20 protein-coding genes are annotated in these 23378 nt (G+C 64.9%); 16 read left to right on the forward strand and 4 right to left on the reverse strand.

What is annotated here, in order from left to right:
• Positions 1–112 precede the first annotated feature (112 nt).
• Positions 113–961, forward strand: coding sequence for a Bax inhibitor-1/YccA family protein (locus tag CH271_RS11160; RefSeq protein WP_032404782.1), 849 nt, complete (start codon positions 113–115; stop codon positions 959–961).
• 63 nt (positions 962–1024) lie between these two features.
• Here the strand turns inward: CH271_RS11160 and CH271_RS11165 are convergent, their stop codons facing one another.
• Both CH271_RS11165 and CH271_RS11170 read right to left on the reverse strand, forming a co-directional pair.
• Positions 1025–2245, reverse strand: coding sequence for an acetyl-CoA C-acetyltransferase (locus tag CH271_RS11165; RefSeq protein WP_094633630.1), 1221 nt, complete (start codon positions 2243–2245; stop codon positions 1025–1027).
• 71 nt (positions 2246–2316) lie between these two features.
• Complete coding sequence (locus CH271_RS11170; protein WP_094633631.1) at positions 2317–3330, reverse strand: SGNH/GDSL hydrolase family protein; 1014 nt, start codon at positions 3328–3330, stop codon at positions 2317–2319.
• Between the two features lie 96 nt (positions 3331–3426).
• Here CH271_RS11170 and CH271_RS11175 point away from each other — a divergent pair, with 96 nt between their 5' ends.
• Entirely contained in the window at positions 3427–4812 is a 1386-nt protein-coding gene (locus tag CH271_RS11175) for a cystathionine beta-synthase (protein WP_037188468.1), read from the forward strand.
• A 51-nt stretch (positions 4813–4863) separates the two neighbouring features.
• Here CH271_RS11175 and CH271_RS11180 read toward each other — a convergent pair whose 3' ends face one another.
• Positions 4864–6036 (reverse strand): acyl-CoA dehydrogenase family protein, encoded by a 1173-nt coding sequence (locus CH271_RS11180; protein ID WP_037188465.1) that lies wholly within the window; start codon positions 6034–6036, stop codon positions 4864–4866.
• A gap of 81 nt (positions 6037–6117) precedes the next feature.
• Here CH271_RS11180 and CH271_RS11185 point away from each other — a divergent pair, with 81 nt between their 5' ends.
• The 12 genes from CH271_RS11185 to CH271_RS11240 all read left to right on the forward strand — a co-directional run bounded on the left by CH271_RS11185 (position 6118) and on the right by CH271_RS11240 (position 20511).
• Positions 6118–7290, forward strand: coding sequence for a cystathionine gamma-synthase (locus CH271_RS11185; RefSeq protein ID WP_032376589.1), 1173 nt, complete (start codon positions 6118–6120; stop codon positions 7288–7290).
• On the forward strand, positions 7287–8063 hold the full coding sequence (locus tag CH271_RS11190) for a glutamate racemase (RefSeq protein WP_037147759.1): 777 nt from the start codon (positions 7287–7289) through the stop codon (positions 8061–8063). Before CH271_RS11185 ends, CH271_RS11190 begins: the two co-directional genes overlap by 4 nt.
• A 76-nt stretch (positions 8064–8139) precedes the next feature.
• Positions 8140–9372 (forward strand): MFS transporter, encoded by a 1233-nt coding sequence (locus CH271_RS11195; RefSeq protein ID WP_094633632.1) that lies wholly within the window; start codon positions 8140–8142, stop codon positions 9370–9372.
• Positions 9373–9570: 198 nt separating this feature from the next.
• Positions 9571–10842 (forward strand): NDMA-dependent methanol dehydrogenase, encoded by a 1272-nt coding sequence (gene mdo / locus CH271_RS11200; RefSeq protein WP_032376592.1) that lies wholly within the window; start codon positions 9571–9573, stop codon positions 10840–10842.
• An 83-nt stretch (positions 10843–10925) separates the two neighbouring features.
• Positions 10926–11963, forward strand: a complete 1038-nt coding sequence (locus CH271_RS11205; RefSeq protein ID WP_037188459.1) for a MadB family AAA-type ATPase — start codon at positions 10926–10928, stop codon at positions 11961–11963.
• Positions 11960–13477: a MadC family VWA domain-containing protein gene (gene madC, locus CH271_RS11210; RefSeq protein ID WP_094633633.1), complete on the forward strand. Its 1518-nt coding sequence runs from the start codon at positions 11960–11962 to the stop codon at positions 13475–13477. The genes CH271_RS11205 and madC overlap by 4 nt, the downstream gene beginning before the upstream one ends.
• 185 nt (positions 13478–13662) lie before the next feature.
• Positions 13663–14850, forward strand: coding sequence for an iron-containing alcohol dehydrogenase (locus tag CH271_RS11215; protein WP_256986393.1), 1188 nt, complete (start codon positions 13663–13665; stop codon positions 14848–14850).
• Positions 14847–16202 carry a MadS family sensor histidine kinase gene (locus CH271_RS11220; RefSeq protein WP_094633635.1) on the forward strand — a complete coding sequence of 452 codons (1356 nt, stop codon included), beginning with the start codon at positions 14847–14849 and terminating at the stop codon, positions 16200–16202. The genes CH271_RS11215 and CH271_RS11220 overlap by 4 nt, the downstream gene beginning before the upstream one ends.
• 23 nt (positions 16203–16225) lie before the next feature.
• Positions 16226–16879 carry a MadR family response regulator transcription factor gene (locus CH271_RS11225; RefSeq protein WP_032405004.1) on the forward strand — a complete coding sequence of 218 codons (654 nt, stop codon included), beginning with the start codon at positions 16226–16228 and terminating at the stop codon, positions 16877–16879.
• A 119-nt stretch (positions 16880–16998) separates the two neighbouring features.
• Positions 16999–19176, forward strand: coding sequence for a molybdopterin-containing oxidoreductase family protein (locus CH271_RS11230; protein WP_094633636.1), 2178 nt, complete (start codon positions 16999–17001; stop codon positions 19174–19176).
• A 34-nt stretch (positions 19177–19210) separates the two neighbouring features.
• Positions 19211–19525 (forward strand): ferredoxin, encoded by a 315-nt coding sequence (gene fdxA, locus CH271_RS29110; RefSeq protein WP_037188451.1) that lies wholly within the window; start codon positions 19211–19213, stop codon positions 19523–19525.
• The gene (locus tag CH271_RS11240; RefSeq protein WP_094633637.1) at positions 19522–20511 is read left to right on the forward strand and encodes an NAD(P)/FAD-dependent oxidoreductase; all 990 of its coding nucleotides are present in this window, start codon (positions 19522–19524) and stop codon (positions 20509–20511) included. The genes fdxA and CH271_RS11240 overlap by 4 nt, the downstream gene beginning before the upstream one ends.
• A gap of 19 nt (positions 20512–20530) precedes the next feature.
• Here the strand turns inward: CH271_RS11240 and CH271_RS11245 are convergent, their stop codons facing one another.
• Positions 20531–21538, reverse strand: coding sequence for a helix-turn-helix domain-containing protein (locus CH271_RS11245; RefSeq protein WP_094633638.1), 1008 nt, complete (start codon positions 21536–21538; stop codon positions 20531–20533).
• Positions 21539–21787: 249 nt separating this feature from the next.
• Here CH271_RS11245 and CH271_RS11250 point away from each other — a divergent pair, with 249 nt between their 5' ends.
• Together CH271_RS11250 and moaA are read left to right on the forward strand one after the other, a co-directional pair.
• Positions 21788–22351 carry a molybdopterin synthase catalytic subunit gene (locus CH271_RS11250; protein ID WP_052047387.1) on the forward strand — a complete coding sequence of 188 codons (564 nt, stop codon included), beginning with the start codon at positions 21788–21790 and terminating at the stop codon, positions 22349–22351.
• Positions 22348–23373, forward strand: a complete 1026-nt coding sequence (gene moaA, locus CH271_RS11255) for a GTP 3',8-cyclase MoaA (protein ID WP_256986365.1) — start codon at positions 22348–22350, stop codon at positions 23371–23373. The genes CH271_RS11250 and moaA overlap by 4 nt, the downstream gene beginning before the upstream one ends.
• The last annotated feature ends 5 nt before the right edge of the window (positions 23374–23378 follow it).

Below are 23378 nucleotides of genomic sequence, written 5' to 3' on the forward strand. Positions count from 1 at the left end.
CCGTCGTAGAAGTTCTCCTCCTGGGAACTTTTGTCCGGATGTCAGACGTTCTACTGATGACCGACGGGGAGATCCCCGGTGGGGATCAGAACTTACGAAGGGAAGAGACACGGTGCGCACCTCCAGCAACCCGGTGTTCCGCAACCTGCCCAAGCAGCAGGGCGGCGGATACGCCACATTCGGATCTGCGACGGCTGGAGCCTCGCAGGCCGCAACCTTCGGCCAGCATCCCGGAACGCAGGCCGATCCGTACACCACGCAGCCCGCACAGCGGGCCATGACGATCGACGACGTTGTCACCAAGACCGGCATCACCCTCGGTGTGCTGAGCGTGACGGCGATCATCTCGTACCTCCTCGTCTCCAACAACACCGACTTGGCCATCCCGTTCGTGATCGGCGGCGGCCTGATCGGCTTCGGTCTGGTCATGTTCGCGACCTTCGGTCGCAAGATGGACAACAAGGCCATCGTTCTCGCCTACGCGGCCGCAGAAGGCGTGTTCCTCGGCGCACTGTCGTTGATGTTCACCGGCGTGGAGTTCGGCGGAGTCGGTGGATCGGCCCTCATCGGCCAGGCCGTCCTCGGAACCTTCGGCGTGTTCTTCGGCATGCTGATCGTCTACAAGACCGGCGCGATCCGTGTCACCCCGCGATTGACCCGCATGGTCGTCGGTGCCCTCATCGGCGTCGTCGTGCTGATGCTCGGCAACCTGGTCGCGAGCTTCTTCATGGAAGACGGCTTCGGACTCCGCTCCGGCGGACCGCTGGCCATCATTTTCAGCCTCGTCTGCATCGGCATCGCCGCGTTCAGCTTCCTGCTCGACTTCGACCAGGCCGATCAGCTGATCCGTGCACAGGCTCCGGAGAAGGCAGCCTGGGGCGTCGCCCTCGGTCTGACCATCACGTTGGTCTGGCTGTACGTCGAGATCCTGCGTCTGCTGAGCTACTTCCAGAACGACTAGTACTCACGCGAAAAGCCCCGCCACTCCATCGAGGAGGGCGGGGCTTTTTCGTTGTGACTCGGATCAGCTCAGGCGTTCCAGCACCATCGCCATACCCATGCCGCCGCCGACGCACATGGTTTCGACGCCGAACGTCTTGTCGTGGGTGGTCAGGTTGTTCAGCAGGGTGGTGGTGATGCGTGCACCGGTCATGCCGAACGGGTGGCCGATCGCGATGGCACCACCGGAGACGTTGAGCTTGTCCTCCTCGATGCCGAGGTCGCGTGCCGAGCCGAGGACCTGGACTGCGAAGGCCTCGTTGATCTCGAACAGGTCGATGTCGGAGATGGACATGCCCGCGATCTTCAGCGCCTTGCGGGTGGCCTCGATGGGTCCGAGGCCCATGATCTCGGGGGACGTGCCGGTGACTCCGGTGGAGACGATGCGAGCCAGCGGGGTCAGGCCCAGTTCCTTGGCCTTGGTGTCGCTCATGATGACGAGCGCTGCTGCGCCGTCGTTGAGCGGGCACGCGTTACCGGCGGTGATGGTGCCGTTGGGGCGGAAGACCGGCTTGAGCTGGCTGATCTTCTCGTAGGTGGTGCCGGCGCGAGGGCCGTCGTCGGTGTTGACGACGGTGCCGTCGGGCAGGGTCACCGGGGTGATCTCCCGCTCGAAGAAGCCGCCGTTGATGGCCTCTTCGGCGCGGTTCTGGCTGCGGACGCCCCAGTGGTCCTGATCCTCGCGGGTGATGCCGGTGAGCAGTGCGACGTTCTCGGCCGTCTGGCCCATCGCGATGTAGGCGTCGGGTAGCTCGCCGTTCTCGCGGGGATCGGTCCAGCTGTCCGCGCCCTCTTCCTGTGCCTTCTTGGTGCGGGCCTCGGCGTCGGCGAAGATCGGGTTGTGGCTTGCCGGAAGCGAATCCGAGCTGCCGTGGATGAAGCTCGACACACTCTCGACGCCTGCGGAGATGAACACGTCGCCTTCGCCTGCCTTGATCGCATGCAGCGCCATGCGGGTGGTCTGCAGCGAGGACGAACAGTAGCGGGTGATCGTCGTTCCGGGCAGGGAGTCGTAGCCGAGCTGCACTGCGACGATACGAGCGAGGTTGTTGCCCTGCATGCCGCCGGGCAGACCGCAGCCCAGGAGCAGGTCGTCGATGTCCTTGGGGTCCAGCGAAGGCACCTTGGCCAGCGCGGCGGCGACCATCTGAGCGGTGAGGTCGTCGGGACGAATGTCCTTGAGCGACCCCTTCATCGCCCTGCCGATCGGTGAGCGCGCGGTGGCGACGATGACTGCCTCTGGCATGAGATCTCCTTCGAATCGATACTGCTTACCTGCTCTGTTACCGCCGAGTAGGCGATGTCTCCTGACCGAACTTACAACCCCGCCCGACCGCCGCCGCCACGACGTACGAGATCCTCCGATGCAGTGACGATCTCGGCGTCGAGCTCCGCGGTTCTGCGACGCAGGAAGCGGTCGAGTGCGGCCGTGGCGCGGGGGATGGCCTTGCGTGATTCGGCGGCGGCGGACACGGTCGGCAGCTCGGGCAGCGGGCCACCGTGCCACACCCCGAGCGCCGATGCGAGCACCGGCAGAATCTGCTGCGCGGCGAGCTCGTAGCCGGCGGCCGACGGATGGAAGCGATCCGCCGAGAACATCGTGTCGGGTGCCGCGAGAAACTCGGGGGAGAGCAGATCCGCCAGCGCCACCGGATGCCCGCCGGCGCTGAGCGTGCGGGCCGTCTGCGCGTGCGCGAGGCGTCGACCCCAATTGCGGACGACGGTGCGCAGCGGCTGCGGGATGGCCGTCACGACACCGAGGTCGGGGCACGTCCCCACGGCGACGACACAGCCCTTGGCCGTCAGCCGCTCGACCGCGTCGCCCAGTCGTGCCGCCGACGCGGGAATGGAGAACTTCTTGGTGACGTCGTTCGCGCCGACGAAGATGACCGCTGCATCCGGGGGCGGGCCCGCGACGAACATCGCGTCGACCTGGCCTTCGAGCCCCTTCGAGGTGGCACCGGCAATTGCTTTGGTACTCAATCGAATTCGTTGCCCGGTTTCCTCGGCCAGTCCGCGGGCCAGCAGAACCCCGGGAACTTCGTCGGCGACGACGCAGCCCACGCCTGCCGCCGTGGAGTCGCCGAAGATCATCAGATGAATATCTGCTGAACTTCCCATCCGCCACCGTTCGGGGGCCGCGCATCTCGCTGTGTAGACGCCGTCGGCCTCCGGTGGCTTGGCGGTGGTACGCCCGATGACGCCGCGCGCCGCAGCGGCCTGCGCCATCAGATGTCGGTAGGCGGCCCAGGACGCAGTCCCTGCTCCAGAGCCCGCAAGTACCGTCGCGGCGCTCGCTTTCGCAGCGGTTCGCCATCCGCTCGCCGTCACAGATCGATCCCTCTCGTCGCGCCGTCGACACCATCGTAGGCGGGCGTCGACAGCCGTGGCCGAGAGTCGAATACCTGCATCTGGGAAGATGGTGCAATGCGCATCGCTCAGCACATCACCGAACTCATCGGCAACACCCCGTTGGTGAAGCTGTCCACCGTCATCGGCGACGGCGTCGGCACGGTCGCGGCCAAGATCGAGTACCTCAACCCGGGTGGTTCGTCCAAGGACCGCATCGCGGTCAAGATGATCGACGCGGCCGAGGCATCCGGCGAATTGAAGCCCGGCGGCACCATCGTCGAACCCACGTCCGGCAACACCGGCGTCGGTCTCGCGCTCGTCGCGCAGCAGCGCGGCTACAAGTGTGTGTTCGTGTGCCCCGACAAGGTCGGTGAGGACAAGCGGAACGTGCTGCGCGCCTACGGAGCAGAGGTCGTCGTCTGCCCGACGGCTGTCGCACCCGAGGACCCCAACAGCTACTACAGCGTCTCCGATCGACTCGTTCGCGAGATCGAGGGAGCCTGGAAGCCCAACCAGTACTCCAACCCGGCCGGACCGGCCAGCCACTACGAGACCACCGGCCCCGAGATCTGGGCCGACACCGACGGAAAGATCACGCACTTCGTCGCAGGCGTCGGCACCGGCGGCACCATCTCCGGCACCGGCAAGTACCTCAAGGAGGTCTCCGGCGGCAAGGTCAAGGTCATCGGCGTCGACCCCGAGGGCTCGGTCTACTCCGGCGGCACGGGACGCCCGTACCTCGTCGAAGGTGTCGGTGAGGATTTCTGGCCGACGGCCTACGACCCGTCCATCCCGGACGAGATCATCGCCGTCTCCGACGCCGATTCCTTCGACATGACCCGTCGCCTCGCCCGCGAGGAAGGCCTGTTGGTCGGCGGCTCGTGCGGAATGGCCGCCGTTGCCGCGATCCAGGTTGCCGAGCGCGAAGGTCCTGACGCATTGGTCGTCGTCCTGCTGCCCGACGGCGGGCGCGGCTACCTGGCGAAGATCTTCAACGACTCGTGGATGTCGTCGTACGGATTCCTGCGTTCGCGTCTGGACGGCACAACCGAGGAGACCTCCGTCGGCGCAGTGCTGCGCGGAAAGTCCGGTGCGCTGCCGGATCTGGTGCACACCCACCCGTCGGAAACCGTGCGTGACGCCATCGAGATTCTGCGCGAGTACGGCGTCTCCCAGATGCCGGTCGTCGGAGCCGAGCCGCCCGTCATGGCAGGCGAGGTAGCAGGCAGTGTCACCGAACGGGATCTGCTCAGCGCTGTGTTCGAGGGTCGCGCTGCATTGGCCGATCCCGTTGCGAAGCACATGAGTGACCCGTTCCCGCTGATCGGTGCCGGCGAAACCGTCTCCGACGCCACCAAGGCGCTCGGCGAATCCGACGCGCTGATGGTCGTCGAAGAAGGCAAGCCCGTCGGCGTCATCACTCGCCACGATCTGCTCGGATTCCTCAGCAAGGGTGCCTAGCGGCAGTGGTGTGGTCGAGTGCCCTGACGCACTCGACCACACCACTGCGCGTCAGCGCACCGCGCTGGTGCCGGTCAGCGCCTGCCCGATCACCAGTTGATGGACCTCGGACGTGCCCTCGTAGGTGAGGACGGATTCGAGGTTGTTGGCGTGACGGAGCACCGGGTATTCCAGCGTGATTCCGTTGGCGGCCAGAATCGTTCGGCATTCACGTGCGATCTTGATGGCCTCGCGGACGTTGTTGAGCTTGCCGAGTGACACTCGCTCGCCCGGCAGTTCGCCCTTGTCCTTGAGTCGACCCAGATGCAGAGCGAGCAGTTGGCCCTTGCCGAGTTCGAGAGCCATGTTGGCGAGCTTGGCCTGGGTGAGCTGGTAACCGGCGAGTGGCTTGTCGAACACCGCGCGGGTCTTGGAGTACTCGACGGCCGACTCGATGCAGTCCCGCGCCGCGCCCATCGCGCCGAAGACGATGCCGAAGCGCGCTTCGTTGAGGCAACTCAGGGGTCCGCGGAGACCGCTGGCCTCGGGCAGCATCGCGTCTGCGGGGAGTCGGACGTCGTCGAACACCAACTCGCCGGTGATCGACGCACGCAGCGACAGCTTCTTCTTGACCGTGTTGGCGGTGAATCCCGGTGTGTCGGTGGGGACGACGAATCCGCGGATCTTGTCGTCTGTCTGTGCCCACACCACGGCGACGTCGGCGACGGGTCCGTTGGTGATCCACATCTTGCTGCCGTTGAGGATCCAGTCGTCACCGTCGCGCTTGGCGCGGGTGAGCATGCCGCCGGGGTTCGATCCGTAGTCGGCCTCGGTGAGTCCGAAACAGCCGATCAGCGTTCCCTCGGCCATCCCCGGAAGCCACTGCTGCTTCTGCTCCTCGGAGCCGTACTTCCAGATGGCGAACATTGCCAGCGAGCCCTGCACCGAGACCAGCGACCGGATGCCGGAGTCGATGGCCTCGAGCTCGAGGCAGGCCAGGCCGTATGCCGTCGCCGAGGTTCCGGCGCAGCCGTAGCCCTCGAGGTGCATGCCGAGCAGGCCGAGCGAGCCCAGCTCCTTGGCCAGTTCGCGCACCGGGACCGTGCCTTCGTCGAACCAGTCGGCGATGTGCGGCCGGATGCGCTCGTTGCCGAACTTGCGCACGGTGTCCCGGATCTGCCGCTCCTCGTCGTCGAGGAGTGAATCGATCGCGAACAGTTCGTCGACGCTCTGGGAGTTGGCCACGGTGCCTCTTTCCGCTGGGGGTTGTCTTCGCAGGTTACCCACGCCCCCGCCTGACGACGAAGGCCGATTAGGGTGGAGGCCATGAGTGAGCAGCGCAGCAAGGCAGACAACACCTCCTGGCAGGGCTTTTCCACCAAGGCGGTTCACGCCGGCTACGAGCCGGATCCGCTGACCGGCGCAGTGAACGTGCCGATCTATGCCAGCTCCACCTTCGCCCAGGACGGCGTCGGCGGCATGCGCAGCGGATTCGAGTACGCGCGCACCGGCAACCCGACGCGTCGGCCGCTCGAAGCCAATCTCGCGGCCATCGAGTCCGGCACCTACGGGCGCGCGTTCTCCTCGGGCATGGCGGCCACGGACTGCCTGCTGCGCTCGGCGCTGCGTCCCGGTGACCACCTCGTCATCCCCAACGACGCCTACGGCGGCACGTACCGATTGATCGACAAGGTCTTCACCCAGTGGGGCATCGAGTACTCGGTTGCCGCAGTGTCGGACGTCGACGAGGTCCGTGCAGCGATGCGTCCGAACACCAAGCTCGTCTGGGTCGAGACGCCCACCAACCCGCTGCTCAACGTCGGTGACATCGAGGCCCTCTCGGGCGTCGCGCACGAGGGTGGGGCCAAGCTCGTCGTCGACAACACCTTCGCCTCTCCGTATCTGCAGCAGCCGCTGAGCCTCGGTGCCGACGTGGTGCTGCACTCGACCACCAAGTACATCGGCGGACACTCCGATGTGGTGGGCGGCGCACTGGTCACCGACAGCGAAGAACTCGATACGGCGTTCGCGTTCCTGCAGAACGGCGCGGGCGGCGTTCCCGGACCGTTCGACGCATTCCTGACCTTGCGCGGCATCAAGACCCTCGCGCTGCGGATGGAACGGCACAGCGACAACGCCGAGAAGATCGTCGAATTCCTCGACGGCCACCCGGCCATCTCGCAGGTCATCTACCCCGGTCTCGAATCGCACCCGTCCCACGCGGTCGCCGCGAAGCAGATGCGACGCTTCGGCGGAATGGTCTCGGTGCGTCTGGCCGGTGGCAAGCAGGCAGCACTCGACTTCTGCGCGAAGACCGAGATCTTCACTCTCGCCGAATCTCTGGGTGGCGTCGAATCGTTGATCGAACACCCCGGCGCGATGACCCACGCGTCGACGGCCGGTTCGTTGCTCGAAGTTCCCGACGATCTGGTGCGTCTGTCGGTCGGCATCGAGGACGGTGCCGATCTGGTCGGTGACGTCGAGCAAGCGCTGGCATGATCGTCGCACTGATCGACTCGGGCCTGGGGATGCTTCCGACGGCTGCGCGGCTACGACAAGCGCGCCCCGAGCTCGATCTGGTGCTGATGATGGACCCCGACAACGCTCCGTGGGGACCCAAGCCGGACGGTTGGGTCGTCGACCGGGTGGTCGGCACAGCGCAGCATGCGGTCGAACTCGGTGCCGAGGTGGTCGTGCTTCCGTGCAACACCGCCAGTGTGACGGCGCTGAGCCATGTCCGGGCCGCGCTCGGTGACACGATTCCGGTGGTGGGTACCGTCCCGGCGATCAAACCCGCTGCAGCGGTGAGCGATCGGATCGCGATCTGGGCCACGGCGGCCACGACCGCCAGCGCCTATCAGGGGCGTCTGATCGAGCAGTTCGCCTCGCACCGAACGGTGACGAGTGTGGCGTGCCACGGTCTGGCGGATTCGATCGATCGCGGTGATGTTCGCGGGATCGGTGCGGCCATCGCCGCGGCCGTGGCAGCCACGCCCACGGACGTCGACTCGATCGTGCTGGGGTGCACGCACTACCCGCTGGTGTCGGCCGAGATCGTCTCGCAGCTGCCGAGCGGCATCACGATGTTCGACAGCGCCGAGGCAGTGGCCAACCAGACGGTGCGACGCGTCGACGAAGTCGGTTCCAGCGGTTCGGGAACCGGACGTGTATCGGTGTGGTTGAGCGGAATCGAGGGCGGTTTGCCTGCGAGCGCGCAGCGGTACCGCGAGGGCCAGCTGCTGCTCGACGGTGCGGGAGCACACCGACTCTGAGTCCGTCGGGAATGCGAGACCTTCCTACGCGTTGTCCTTCACTGAGGTAACGGTCGCTGCGGTGGAGGGACAACACATGGTCGACGTGGACGTGCGGGGTAGTGCAGGAATGACTGCGGTGAGGATGCCGCACCGGTACGCCTTCTGGGTGGTCGGTACCGCCTTCATCGTGCTGATGGCGTCCTCGGCAGCACCGTCACCGTTGTACCCGGTCTACCAGCAGTCCTGGGGATTCAGCGCGATCACGCTCACGGTCATCTTCGCCGTGTACGCCCTTGCTCTGCTGCTCACGTTGCTCACCGTCGGTAGTTTGTCGGACCACATCGGGCGTAAACCGATTCTGATCGCGTCGCTGTTGCTGCTGATCGTCGGCCTGGTGTTGTTCATCGTCGCCGACAGCGTGCCGCTTCTCATCGCGGCTCGCGTCGTGCAGGGAATTGCTGCCGGTGCGGCTACGGGTGCTATGAGTGCGGCCATCATCGATCTGCAGCCCAACGTCTCCACCGGGCCGTTGCTCAACAGTGTGGCCCCATCGTTCGGCCTGGCGGCCGGGGCGCTCGGTGCCGGCTTGCTGGTGCAGCTCGCACCGGCACCGGAGATCCTCGTGTTCGCCCTGTTGATCGGCGCGGCGTCGGTTCTCACGGTGGCACTGCTGTTCGTGCCCGAGACCTCGGCGTTGCGCGGCTTCGATTCCCGCCGTCATCTCGCGTCGACGCTGCTGCCGAGGGCATCGATGCCGAAATCGGTCCGGGCACCCTTCGTCGTCATCGCTCCCGCGCTGTTCGCCACCTGGTCCCTCGGCGGGTTCCATCTCTCGCTGGGGCCGTCGATCATCGGCACCGTCTTCGGTATCGACAACCACATCGTGGGCGGGTTGGAGATCTTCGCACTGTTCGGTTCCGGTTCGATAGCAGCTGCCGTGGTGCGCAACGGATTTCCTCGCCGGGTGATGATGATCGGTGCGTCTGTGCTCGCAATCGGTGTGGCGCTGACCTTGGTTTCGGTCCAGATCGGCTCGATCGGGCTGTACTTCGTCGGTGCCGTCATCGCCGGGTCGGGTTGGGGAGCAACATTTCTCGGCGCGATGCGTACGCTCGGTGCCCTTGTCCCCGCCGCGGAGCGAGGCGGGGTCTTCGCCACGACATTCGTCATCAGCTACCTCGCCTTCAGCGTGCCCGCCGTGGTCGCAGGACTGGCCGTACACCGACTTGGGCTCAGCACGACGGTGGAACTGTACGGAGGATTCGTCATCACGCTCGCGCTGATCTCGGTTCTCGGATTCTCGCTGGCGCAGCGGCGAGATCGGTAGTGCGCCAGAGTCCGTGAGTCTTCCTCTGCCGAGGGTGAGCGAGTACTCCTACCCGATCGGGTAGTTCGGTCGGGTCGTTGGCAGGGTTCCCGCCTCGAGGTGTTCCCACGCGGTGCAGGGCAGTGGAGTGTGTTCACCAGTGAGACGCCGATCACAAAAGAAGGCGTCTTGTCACTCACACTCACCGAGGAGACACCGATGGTCATCGAGCTCAACCAGATCTGGGAATTCCCCATCAAGGAGTTTCACCCGCTGCCGCGCGCCAAGCTGGGAGTCGGCGCCCACGACATGATCGGTGTCGAGGCCAAGGAACTCGGGTTCAAGCGCTCTCTGCTCGTCACCACCGGACTGCGCGGTTCCGGAATCATCGAGGAACTGATCGGCAAGATCGAGTACCAGGGCGTCGAGGTGGTCCTCTACGACAAGGTCGAGTCCAACCCCAAGGACTACAACGTCATGGACGGTGCCGCGCTCTACCAGAAGGAGAAGTGCGACAGCGTCATCTCCGTCGGTGGTGGCTCGAGCCACGACGCAGCCAAGGGCATCCGCGTCGTCGTCGCCCACGACGGCCGCAACATCAATGAGTTCGAGGGCTTCTCCAAGTCCACGAACAAGCAGAACCCGCCGCACATCGCGGTATCCACCACTGCCGGAACAGGGTCGGAGACGTCCTGGGCCTACGTCATCACCGATACCTCGGACATGGAGAAGCCGCACAAGTGGCTGGCCTTCGACGAGGCGTCGACACCGACTCTGGCTTTGGACGATCCGCTGCTCTACTACACCTGCCCCCAGCAGTGGACCGCGTTCTGTGGCTTCGACGTCCTTGCACACGGTGCCGAGCCGTACGTCTCGCGTCTGGATTTCGCGCCGTCGCTGGGTAACGCGATCTACTCGATCGGTCTGGTGTCCAAGCACCTCCGCGAGGCCGTGTACGACCCGGGCAACCTGAAGGCCCGTGAGGGCATGATGAACGCTCAGTACATCGCGACACAGGCGTTCAACTCCGGCGGACTCGGTGTCATCCACTCGATCTCGCACGCGATCAGCGCGTTCTACGACAGCGCCCACGGCCTGAACAACGCCATCGCATTGCCGCGCGTGTGGGAGTACAACCTGCCTTCGCGCTACGAGCGCTATGCCGAAATCGCTGTGGCCATGGGCGTCGACACGAAGAACATGACCACCGTGCAGGCAGCCGATGCTGCCGTGGAAGCCGCCATCAGGCTCGCCAAGGACGTCGGCATTCCCGACAACTTCGGATCGATCCGTTCCGCGACGTACGACAAGAACCGGATGAACACCGGAAAGTACGCGGGTAAGGGCGACGTCATCAAGGGCGACGAGAAGTCGGTTCTGAAGATCTCCGAGCACATCCAGGAGGACTGGTGCACCCCGGGCAACCCCCGTGAGGTCACCGTCGAGTCGATGATTCCCGTCGTTTCTCACGCGATCAACGAGTCGTACTAACCGCCACCCATGTGAGCGGAACTTCGTAGCAGGGTACGAGGTTCCGCTCACATGCGGCGCAGCCGCCTTCCGAAGGGACACACATGACCTCGCTGTCGACAGTGCGTAGCGACGACACCGGCACCGTTCGATTCACCGACGCGGCTCATCTGCAGCGCGCGCTCGGCGAGCAGGACTACATCGCCGACGACGACCTCGCCACCGTGGTGCATCTGGCGACAGCACTCGATCGCCCGCTCCTGCTCGAAGGCCCTGCGGGCGTGGGCAAGACCGAGCTGGCCAAGTCCCTCGCCGCGGCGAGCGGACGCAAGCTGGTTCGGCTGCAGTGCTACGAGGGCCTCGACGACAACCGGGCCCTCTACGAGTGGGACTACGCCAAGCAACTGCTGCACGTGCAGATGCTGCGCGAGCACATCGGTGCGCTCACCCAGCACGTCACCGATATCGACGACGCCTCGAAGATGCTCGCCGCCAAAGACTTCGGTCTCTACTCCGAGCCGTTCCTCGCCGTACGCCCCCTGCTGGAGTCGGTGCTCTCGGAGGAGCCGGTGGTGCTTCTGGTCGACGAGGTCGATCGCACCGAGGAATCGATGGAGGCGTTGCTGCTCGAGGTTCTGGCGGAGAAGCAGGTGACCATCCCCGAGGTGGGTACGTTCACCGCGCGCAGCGATCCGTGGGTGATATTGACCTCCAACGACACTCGCGAGCTGTCCTCGGCGCTCAAGCGTCGCTGCCTGCACTTTCACCTCGACTACCCGACGGCCTCGCGCGAACGTGAGATCGTCACCGCTCGCGCTCCCGAGGTGCCCGCACACATCGTGGCCGAGATCGTGGCACTGGCAACAGAATTGCGAGAGCTACCGCTCCGCAAGAGCCCGTCCATCTCGGAGGTGATCGACGCGGCCCGCATCGCGTCGGTCCTCGGACACACCGACGACACCCGCAAGTATCTGCTCGCCGCGCTGGTCAAGTACTCCTCGGACATGAAGATCGCGCTGGCCGGACCGGTAGCAGAAACATCCTCTGCAGCAACGTCACTCGGCACGGTCGTCAACACGACCGCGACGGCTTTCCGAGGGCACGGTGGACGCGACAAGGGCGGCATCGGAATACGACGATGACTGCTGTACAGCCGTTCACGCCGTCGGTAGTACTCGATGTGTTGGCAGCAGTCTTCGGCCGGACGCTCAGGCGCTTCGGAGTGGCGGCGTCGCCGGCCGAGGTCATCGAGGTACGACGCGTCCTCGGTCTCCTCGGGGGCCGTGACCTCACGATTCTGCGCGCTGCTCTGCGCGCGACGTGTGCCAAGTACGACCACGAGCAGCACGGTTTCGATCTCGCCTTCGAGTCGATGTTCGAGGCCCCCATCGGCAGTGCTGTGGACGAGCATCGTTCGTCCGTGGGTGCTCAGGTCGCGGGCGGACTTCCGACGGACCTGGACGTGGGAGCGGATCAGGAGGCCGCCAAGTACGCCGAGTACAACGAGCGTGCCGTCGAGATCGGGGATTTGCTCGATGCCCCGGAAGCGGACAAGGGCTTCAACCCCCACAAGGACGACGACGACATCAGCCTCTCGTCCGAGGATCACGATCTGTCGATCGACACCGACGGCGACATGGGGCGGCGGGGCGTCACCTACACCGTCGACCTGGAGCGGTCCGGATCCACGGCGGCAGGGGAGTTGGCGTCGAGCACCAGTGGAGCGGTTGCGGGACAGCTGAACTGGGAAGATCCGGCGAGCATCCTGGCGTGGTTCGATGCCTACGATCCGAGTGGCGTCTACGGCGACGGGGATGATTCCGGTCCGCTGAGTGCCGCGATGCTCGACCGCATCACCGATGCCGTCGAAGCTTTCGTCGCAGCGCTGGGGGATCTGACCGGGACGATGTCGTCACCGGCGCCGGACGACGGCGCCGCGCAGGCGATCGGCCGGCACGCCGAGATCGAGCGCGCGAGTCACGAAGTGCTCAAACACATGCGGGGCACTCCTCGCCCTCGGCCACGCGAACATTCACGCGGCCCGCTCGACATGCGGCGCACCGTCCGGTCCAGTCTGCGTACCGACGGCATCCCCTTCCGTCTGGTGACCAAAACTCCTGTACCCGGTAAGGTTCGATTGCTGGTGTTGGCGGACGTGTCGTTGTCGGTTCGGCCCATCACCGCGTTCACGCTGAGGCTCGCGCAAGCCATGCATGCGCGCGCACACCGATGCACGGTGATGGGGTTCGTCGACGCACCGGTGGACGTGACGACCACCCTGCTCGGCAGCACCGGCGACGGCGCACTCGCTGCCGTGCTCGCCGATGCGCGACTGGACCTGGAAGCGAGCAGCGATTACGGCAGAACCTTTGCGGACCTGTTGGCTTCGCACGGGGACGTGCTGGACAAGCGGACGGCCGTGATCGTCGTGGGGGACGGCCGGTGCAACGGCCGTCCGTCCGGACTCGATGCGTTGGAGAAAATTCGGTCCAAGGTCCATCGGATCGCGTGGATCACCCCCGAAGCTCGTCGCTACTGGGCGCAGGCAGCGTGCTCGATGGAGGAGTACGAGCAGATCTGCGACCGGGTCGTGGTTGCGAGGGACGGGGAACAGCTGACTGCGCAGGCAGCCGAACTGGGGCATGCGCTGTCGTGACCTGACCGAGTGCACCGTGGACCTACCCGATCGGGTAGGTCCCAACCTGGCCGGGCGCTGGTGGGATCGAACCGGCCACGCCCGTAAGGTTGTAACCTGAATCACAGGTCCGGATATTTTCGGACCGAAGGACAGCGAGGGTGAGAACGGTGGACCAGGCAGCTACTGCGGACGTCGGCAAGGCGCTGCACGACCTCGATGCCCAGCGCAGCCGGACCGAGGCACCTCGAGTTCTCAAGTTCCATGCACCCGAGATCGTGTTCGGTCCGGATTCTCTGGGGGAGGTCGCGCACGCGACACGTCGTCTCGGTGGGGTACGGCCGATGCTCGTCACCGACTCGGGGTTGCTCGACAGTGGCTGGGCGGGACAGTTGGTCGACCTGCTGGTTGCGCAGGGCCTCGAACCCCAGGTCTGGAGTGCGTTGACACCCAACCCCAAGGACTTCGAGATCGAGGCCGGGCATGGCTACTACGCCGACTACGGCTGCGATGTGCTGGTGGCGATCGGCGGAGGATCGGTCATGGATGCGGCCAAGGGGATTGCCATCCTCGCCGGAAACGGTGGCAGAATTCTCGACTACGAGGGCGTCGATCAGGCCACGCGGCCGATTCCGCCTCTGGTGATGGTGCCGACGACCTCCGGCACCGGGGCCGACGTCTCTCAGTTCTGCATCGTCACCGATACGGCACGCTCGACCAAGATCACCATTCTCGGCCGTGCCCTCGTTCCGGACATCACCGTGATCGATCCGATGTTGCTGACCACGATGCCCGAATGGCTCAACGCCGCAACCGGTTTGGATGCCCTCACACACGGGATCGAGGCCTTCGTCTCCCTCGGTCACAACCAGCTCACCGACCATCACGCGCTTCGAGCCATCACCATGGTGATGTCGCAACTGGCCCGCACCATCGACGAACCTACCGACATGGTTGCCCGCGGATCGATGGCGCAGGCAAGTCTGGAAGCAGGTCTGGCGTTCACCAACGCGATCCTCGGTGCCACGCACGCCATGAGCCATCAGGTGGGTGGCCTGCTCGACCTGCCGCACGGGGTGATCAACGGGGTACTGCTGCCACACGTCATCCGCTTCAACGCCGCAGAGGATCCGTTACCGTACGTCGCCATCGCGACGAGCCTCGGACTACCCGAGGGTAGGGCAAGGCCGGAGGAGGCCGCCATGGCCGTCGCGGACCGGGTCGATCGCCTTGCACGTCAGGTCGGTGTCCCTACCGGTCTTGCGCAGATCGGTGTCAGCGAGACCGACCTGGATGTGTTGGCGACCAACGCATTACGGGACGCCTGTATGTCCACCAATCCGCGCTCGGCCACACACCGCGAAATGGTCGATCTGTTCAGGAGTGCGCTGTGACATCCGGGCCCGACCTGTCGCTGCTGACGGGACTGCGTTCGGGCAAGAACACGTTCTACCCCCAGTATCGCGGCGCGGCAGAACGTCTGGAGCGTGTCGTCTATGCGCTGGAACTGATTTCGCGGGCGCTCGTGCGCACGGTCGACGGTCCGGAAACGCTGGTGTGCGCTGTGGCCGAGGCCGCTCGCGCCCATCTGAGTGCCCGCTGGGTCGTGTTCGCTCTCGCCGACGGCGCTCTCCCGGACGCCGGTCCTCGCCGCCTGGTGCTCGGACCCGACGCCACACCGTTTCTGGTCGACAACGTCGAGGGGCCACCGTTGCCGGAAGACGTCGTCGACTGCCTCGAGTCGATTCGAAAGTCGACGTGCGGCGACGGGCAGACCCCGGTGATCTCTGCTCATCACGCGTTCGTACCGATCGCGTTCGACGGCGGTGTCGTGGGCGCGTTCGCCGCCTGGACCGGAGAGCAGCGGGTGCTCGACGCCACCGACGCCGCAGTGTTGAGCATCCTCGCCAGTCAAACGGCTGTGGCTCTGCAGAATTCGGCGCTCTTTCAGAGTCGGCGGCAGTTGCTCGAGCGCACCGAGAACGCATACGCCCAGGCGAACCGCACAGCGGCCGATCTCGCAGCCCGCAATGCCGAACTGTTGCTGACGCAGCGGCAACTGGGTGCCGCACATCGGCATCAGGTCCTCGACGACGAACGGCACCGCATCGCTCGCGAACTGCACGACAGCGTTACCCAGGCCGTGTTGTCGGCGGGTATGCAGATCGAAGTGTGTCGCAGCGACATCTCGGCCGAGGAGCGTGGGGACAGGTTGGATCTGGCCAAGGATCTGACGCGTCGAGCCGTCGAACAGCTGCGGTCGGCGATCTACGCACTCAATCACCCTCAGGACGCCGATCGGACGTCGCTGCCCGAGATGCTCGAGCAACTCTCGGTGGTTCACATGCCGGACGAGTTGCAGGTGTCGTTGCGGGTGGAGGGAACTCCGGTCGAGCTCAGCAGCGAATGCGAGCACGCCCTTCTGCGCATCGCCGGCGAGGCACTGTTCAACACTGCGGTGCACGCGCATGCGTCGCGAGCGATTCTCAGACTGACCTACTCGTCCGATCAGGTGCAGTTGTCGATAGCCGACGACGGTGACGGCGATCCGGCCCATCTGCGGATGATGCTGCATCTGTCCGAGTCCACCGACGTCGACGGTCGGCATCGGGGATTGGCGAACATGGCGGCCCGTACCCGTGAACACGGTGGTGTCTTCGAGATCAGACGTGCCCGTACCGGGGGAGTGCGTGTGGCAGCACGCATTCCGTTCCAGAGACAATCCGAGAAGGGCCGAGAACAGTGAGCGTTCCGACGGTACGTACGGGCATGGGGCAGGTGGCCGCACCCACGGTCCGCATCGTGCTGGTCGACGATCATGCGATTCTGCGCGACGGGTTACGGTCGGTGCTCGAACGTGAGTCCGACCTGACGATCGTGGGGGAGGCGTCGACGCGGGAGGAGGGCTTGGCCGTCGTCGCGCGGGTGGAGCCCGACATCGTGCTGATGGACCTCAAGCTCTCGGCCAGCTCGGATTACGAGGGCCTGGCTCTGTGCGCACAACTGGCCAAGGCGCACAACGGGATCGGATTGCTGGTGCTCACGACCTTCCTCGACGACCGACTCGTGGTGGAGGCCGTGCACGCGGGAGCGCGGGGCTACGTGGTCAAGGACGTCGACACCACCGAGTTGGTTCGCGCGATCCGCGCCGTCTCGCGAGGTGAGAGCGCCTTCGACTCGCGGAGCGCCTCGGCCGTCGTTCGTTCTCTCAACGGCACGCCGAGCAGTATCGAGCGCCTGACCGAGCGTGAACTCGAAGTGCTTCGTCTCCTGGCAACGGGATTGTCCAACAACATGATCGGAACCAGACTCTTCATCTCTGCGACAACCGTCAAATTTCACGTCAGCAACATCATGCGCAAGCTTGCGGTGTCGAGACGAGCCGAGGCCGTGTACGCGGCGAGCAAGCAGGGTTTGATCTGAGCGACGACCGATGAGGCACCGAGCGCAAAGTAGACGGCGCTCCGCGTCCTGTTCGGCGCGTTCGGGAGGTGCAGGCTTCGGATAACACACACCAGTGATATCCATGCCGAGGAGCACCCATGACCGTTCAGGAAGACACACGCCCAGACGACGCTCCCACGGATCGCCCCACGGAGCTCACCGTTCTCGGGGCCTGCGGCCAGGACTGTCCGGACTCCTGCTCGATGGTGGTCACCGTCGCGGACGGTGTGGCGACCAGCGTCAGCGGGAGCAAAACCAACCCGTACACCAACGGTGGGCTGTGCGTGAAGGTGGACAATTACCTGGACAAGGTCTACAGCCCCGATCGAGTTCTGTACCCGCTCAAACGGTCCGGACCCAAAGGCTCCGGCCGCTTCGAACGAATCTCGTGGGACGAAGCCGTGGCCACCATCGCGGAGAAGTTCACCGCCATCGCCGAGGAATTCGGTCCGGAAGCGATCATGCCGTGCAACTACCTCGGCACCCAGGGGATCACGCAGGGGCTCAACGTCGGGGACGCATTCTTCAACCGCCTCGGAGCGACGGTCGCCGAGCGCACCTACTGCGACGCCGGCTCGTGCACTGCCTACGCGATGACGGTCGGCGACACGGCGGGCGTCGACCCCGAAAGCTTCGTCCATTCCAAGTTCATCCTGATCTGGGCGTCGAACATCATGAGCACCAATCTGCACCTCTGGCCGTATGTGGCCGAGGCGAAGAAGCGCGGTGCCAAGGTCGTGGTGATCGATCCGGTCAAGACCAGAACCGCGAAGGCTGCAAGTTGGTACATCCCCATCCGGCCCGGCACCGACGGCGCACTCGCACTGGCGATGATGCACGTGATCATCGACGAGGGACTGACGGACGCCGACTACATCGAGCAGCACACCATCGGCTTCGACGAGTTGGCCGAGCGCGTGCAGCAATACACCCCGCAGTGGGCATCAGAGGAGACGGGCATTCCCGTCGAGGACATCTACACGTTGGCAAGGGAATACGCGCAGAGTCAGCCGTCCGTGATTCGTATCGGCGTCGCGATCGAGCGCAGTGCCGGTGGTGGACAGAGCGTTCGGGCCATTTCGTGTCTCCCCTCGTTGGTGGGGGCGTGGCGCAAGCCCGGTGGAGGAATTCTCCAACTACCCCTGTGGGCATTCCCGGTCAACTGGCCCGAATTCCTGCAGACGGATCTGCAGACTCCGGGTACTCGCGTGATCAATCTGTACCAGCTCGGCGAAGCACTGACCGGCGGGCTGAATCTGGATACGCCACTCAAGGGCCTGATGGTCTACAACTCGAATCCGGTGGTGGTGTGCCCCGATCAGAAGCGGATGATCGACGGGCTCAGCCGCGAGGATCTGTTCACCGTCGTCAGCGACCATTTCATCACCGACACAGCCGATTACGCGGACATCATCCTGCCTGCCACCACTCAGCTCGAGCAGGACGACATCAATTTCTCGTGGGGCCACCTGTTCGTCACCTACAACAACCGTTCGATCGAGCCGATGGGTGAAGCAGTCCCCAACACCGAGATGTTCCGGCGATTGGCCAAGGCAATGGGGTTCACCGAGCCGGTGTTCTCCCGAACCGACGAAGAGCTCATCGGTCTCGCCTACGACTGGAAGGCCCCGGCGATGGAGGGCATCACCATCGAGTCGCTCAAACGGCTCGGCTGGCAGAGACTCAATCTGCCCGGTCCCGACGAGTACGCGCCACACGCCGACGGAAATTTCAGGACCCCTTCCGGCAAAACGGAATTCCTGTCCTCGGCAGCGGCGGGCGGCAACTTCGTTCTTCCTCTGTTCCGGCAGGGCTCGAACGATCACCAACCGGGCCAGCCGGTCGATCCGCTGCCGCACTACATCGCGCCCCGCGAATCGCTGCGCACCAACCCCGAACTGGCGCAGAAGTATCCGCTCAACCTGCTGACTCCCAAGTCGCACGCCTATCTGAATTCGAGCTTCGGGAATTTGGACATGCACCGCAAGGTGCAGAAGGAGCCGACATTGCTCATCAACCCAGTCGATGCCGAGCGTCGGGGAATCGCGTCGGGGGATGTGGTGCGGGTCTTCAACGATCGTGGAGAGTTCACCGTTGTTGCCAAGCCGGACAAGACGGTCATGGAGGGCGTCACGGTCTGTGCGATGGGCGCGTGGCGCAAGAACATGCTGTCGCTGTCGACTCCGGCTTCGCTGAACCCGACCGTGTTCGCAGACCTCGGAAACGCCCCGACGTTCTCCGACACCCTCGTCGAAGTGCGACCACTCGACGCCTGATCATCGTCACCACTACGAACAAGAGGATTTCGCCATGGCCTACGTCGTCACCGAAGCGTGCATCGACCTACTCGACAAGGCATGCACCGAGGAGTGCCCCGTCGACTGCATCTACGAGGGCGCTCGGATGATGTACATCAATCCCGACGAGTGCGTCGACTGCGGAAAGTGCATGCCCGCGTGCCCGAACGACGCGATCTTCTGGGAACACAAGATCCCGGACGAGCAGAAGCGATTCGTCGACATCGCAGTGGAGTTCTGCGAGGACGCCGAGGCCTCCGGCGGCGCGGAGGATCTCGGGCCGGTCGGGCACGACCATCCGACGATCGACGAAGTGGCGAAGAAGTGAGTGACACAACGGTTTCCGAGTGTGACCTGATCATCGTCGGAGCCGGCCCGGCAGGGCTCTACGGTGCCTACTACGCGGGCTTCCGAGGACTGACGGTCACCGTCGTCGATGCCCTGCCACACCCCGGCGGCCAACTGGCCGCGCTGTACCCGGAGAAGAAGATCTTCGACGTCGCGGGCTTCCCGGCGATCAAGGCGCAACATCTGGTCGACGCACTGGTCGAGCAAGCCGAGCAGGCGAGACCGACGTATCTGATGGGACACGTCGCGACCGAGCTCGAGGAGTTCGAGGACTCCGTTCGCATCACCACCGACAAGGGTGCCACCGTCGTCGCGAAGGCCGTACTGGTGGCAGCGGGGATCGGGAAGTTCACGCCGAGGCCGCTGCCCGCCGGGTCGGAGTTCCACGACCGCGGGTTACGGTATTTCGTGCCCAGGCTGAACGATCTGGCCGGCGAACACGTGATGATCGTGGGCGGCGGTGATTCGGCGGTGGATTGGGCACTGAGCTTGGAGCCGATCGCAAAATCGGTCGTACTGGTGCACCGGCGCAACGACTTTCGAGCGCACGCCCACAGTCTGGGTCTGCTCGAGCGGTCGAGTGTCGATGTTCTCACTCCGTTCGAGGTCGAGGAGATCGCAGGCGAGGACGCTGTCGAATCGGTGACGATCGTCGACGGTGCCGGGGTGGAGCGGCGACAGCTGGCGGTGTCGAGTGTGGTTGCCGCACTGGGATTCAAGGCGGCGCTCGGACCCATCGGAACGTGGGGGTTGGACAAGTACCAACGCGACATCGCCGTCGACCGAACGATGCGCACCAACCGGAGGCGAGTGTTCGCGGTGGGTGACGTTGCCGGACACGAGGACAAGGTCAAATTGATCGCGGTCGGCTTCGCGGAGGCAGCCACCGCGGTCAATCACATCGCTCCGCTGGTGGACGGCTCGGCACCGATCGTGCCGGGGCACTCGAGCGACTCGATTCACTGACCCCAGCGGGTCCTACGGGTCAGTTCGGTCGCATCGAGCGGGTGATCGCTCGTGGGTCGTCCGAGTGGGCGCACGCAGCGGCGCGGTACTGACGGGGGCTCATGCCGTATTGCTCGCGGAATGCCCGGCTGAACACGGCGAGGTCCGCAAATCCCCACCGTCGACTGATCTGCCCGAGAGAACGGTCGGCCGACATGCTGGCGATGATCTCACGACGGCACCGCTCGAGTCGCTTGACGCGGATGCTGCGGGCCACCGTCGTGCCACTGGCGGCGAAGACGCGGTGAAGTTGGCGGGTCGAGACGAGCATCGCCGCCGCGACCGCGCCGGGCGAGAGCTCGGGGTCCGCGAGATGATCGTCGATGTACCGCTGTGCCGACCGCACGAGTGCTGCGGTAGGGGAGTCGATCGTCGGGTTGGTGGTGGTGTTGCGGGCGATCACGCTGACCAGATCTCCGACCTCGTCGGCTATCGCCTGGGCCCCGGAGGCACCGAGTGCCGAGCGGGTCGACCCCAGGTCGTGCAGAAATCGTCCGAGGAGGCCGCTGAAGCCGGCCGACCCGTCGAAGGCCATGGCTGTCATGTCGCTGGACTCGCGGTCGTCGAGTCGAAGCATGTGCCGTGGCCAGGTGAAGACCTCGAGCTCCCATTGGTCGTCGTCGGGGTGGCCGTCGATGATCCAGTCGAACGGTCGCGAGGTGTCGTAGATGGCGAAGTCGCCGCGTGAGAGCGAACATTCGCGACCGTCCTGAACCACGATCGCGCGGCCCCGACGGATCATCCCGATCTGCACGTACTCGATACGGTCCTTCTCGATGAGCGAGTCGGTACGAGCGATGCGTTGTGTCGTGGATCGAACGCTCGAAACCTGTAGGTGCGCAAGCGACATCGAGCGAACGGCCCCGGTGAATCGACTGTCGGCCACATCGGCGACATCGAGTGCCACGAAGTGTTCGTTCAACATGTCGCACCAGTCCCCGCGGCTGGTCGTCCGGGCCGGGATGGAGAATCCGGATCTGGAGAGCATGAGAACCCCTTGTCGTAGGAGCCCACCGTGATCGACTCGTCGTGATCGTGTCGATCACCGCGATGGAGGGGCTTCGTTCGAGGTTAACGCGCAATGTTTCGGCTCGATTGGCTGTTCGTAACATTGCCGGAAAGTCCTGCGACGACGTCGCAGCGTGGTCTCTGCGGATCAACTAGCCGTCACTGACGGTCAACTGTGGATCACCCGATTCGGCAATCCTCGGTGCACACGAGGTGGAAGGGGTGTGCCGTGGGCGAAGTCGACACTGTCCGAGAAGTGGATGCGAATACGACTCCGAAAGCACGCGCGACCGATACGTATGTCGCGGTGGTAGCCGACGATCTGTCGGTCGAGGCGACGATCGACTGGGCGACACTGCCGCAGTGCGGGGCCGTCGTGATCTTCACCGGGGTGGTTCGCGAATACTCGACGGACGTCGCGGGTCGCCCCGCAGATGGTGTCGTGTCGATCGACTACCAGGCCTACGAGTCGGTGGCGCGAGTGCGACTGTTCGAGATCGCGGCCGCGGCGCGAGACCGGTGGCCGGGAATCGGACGTATCGCGTTGCTGCACAGAGTCGGATCGGTTCCACTCGGTGAGGCCGGCGTCCTCGTCTGTGTGTCCTCGGGTCATCGCGTCGATGCCTTCCTGGCCGCGCAGTTCTGCATCGACGTTCTCAAAGCGTCCGTACCGGTGTGGAAGCTCGAACAGCGGGCCGGAGTCAGCGACTGGGTCGAGACCGGAGTGCAGATCGAGGGCGTCGAGCGGGCGGCCTCGCAGTGGCTGCCCGCCACCTACGGACGTTCCTCGTGAGCGGACTCGACGTGGGCGTTCGCGATACTCGTGGGCGAGTCCTTCGCGATCTACGGATCTCGGTCACCGATCGGTGCAATTTTCGCTGCGTGTACTGCATGCCCCGTGCCGAATTCGGCCCCGATCATTCGTTCCTGAACGCGAGCAGGTTGCTGTCCTTCGAGGAGATCGACAGAGTTGCTCGAGCGGCGGCAACCATCGGAATTCGCAAGGTACGTCTCACCGGCGGTGAACCGCTGCTACGCGCCGGAATCACCACGCTGATAGAGCGATTGAGTTCGATCGAGAACATCGATCTGGCGATGACCACCAACGGTTCACTGCTCGCTGCGCATGCCGAAGAACTCGTGGCGGCCGGGTTGCGCCGTGTCACCGTCAGCCTCGATTCAACGGATCCGGATACGTTCGCCCGGATGAGCGACACCCGCGTGCCTGTGCAGACCGTGCTCGACGGCATCGACGCGGCTGTGCGGGCCGGGATGTCGCCGGTCAAGGTGAACGTAGTGGTGCGCCGGGGAGTGAACGACGGCTCGATCCTGGCCGTTGCCGAACGGTTCCGAGGCACCGACGTCGTGGTGCGCTTCATCGAATACATGGATGTGGGCGCGACCAACAGGTGGGAGCTGGCCCAGGTCGTCGACGTCGAATCGATCGTCGACACGATCGGACGGAGCCATCCGCTGGAGAGAGTCGACGCGGAATACGACGGTGAGGTGGCGGTGCGGTATCGCTACCTCGACGGCAGCGGCGAAATCGGCGTGATCGGTTCGGTATCGGAACCGTTCTGCGGAACGTGCACCCGCGCGAGGTTGTCCGCTGACGGCAAGGTGTTCACGTGTCTGTTCTCCTCGACGGGAACCGATCTGCGGGCCCTGCTGCGATCGGGAGCCTCGCAGGACGACCTCGTTGCGCGCTTGTCGGCGCTGTGGCTGCGCCGCGACGATCGCTACTCGGAGCTACGAGCCGGAACGAACGACGGTGCAGTGCGCGACCGCATCGAAATGTCCTACATCGGTGGATGATCGGA

Origin of the sequence: Rhodococcus sp. 05-340-2 (assembly GCF_002258915.1) — a bacterium.
In the GTDB taxonomy this organism is placed as follows: Bacteria; Actinomycetota; Actinomycetes; order Mycobacteriales; family Mycobacteriaceae; genus Rhodococcoides.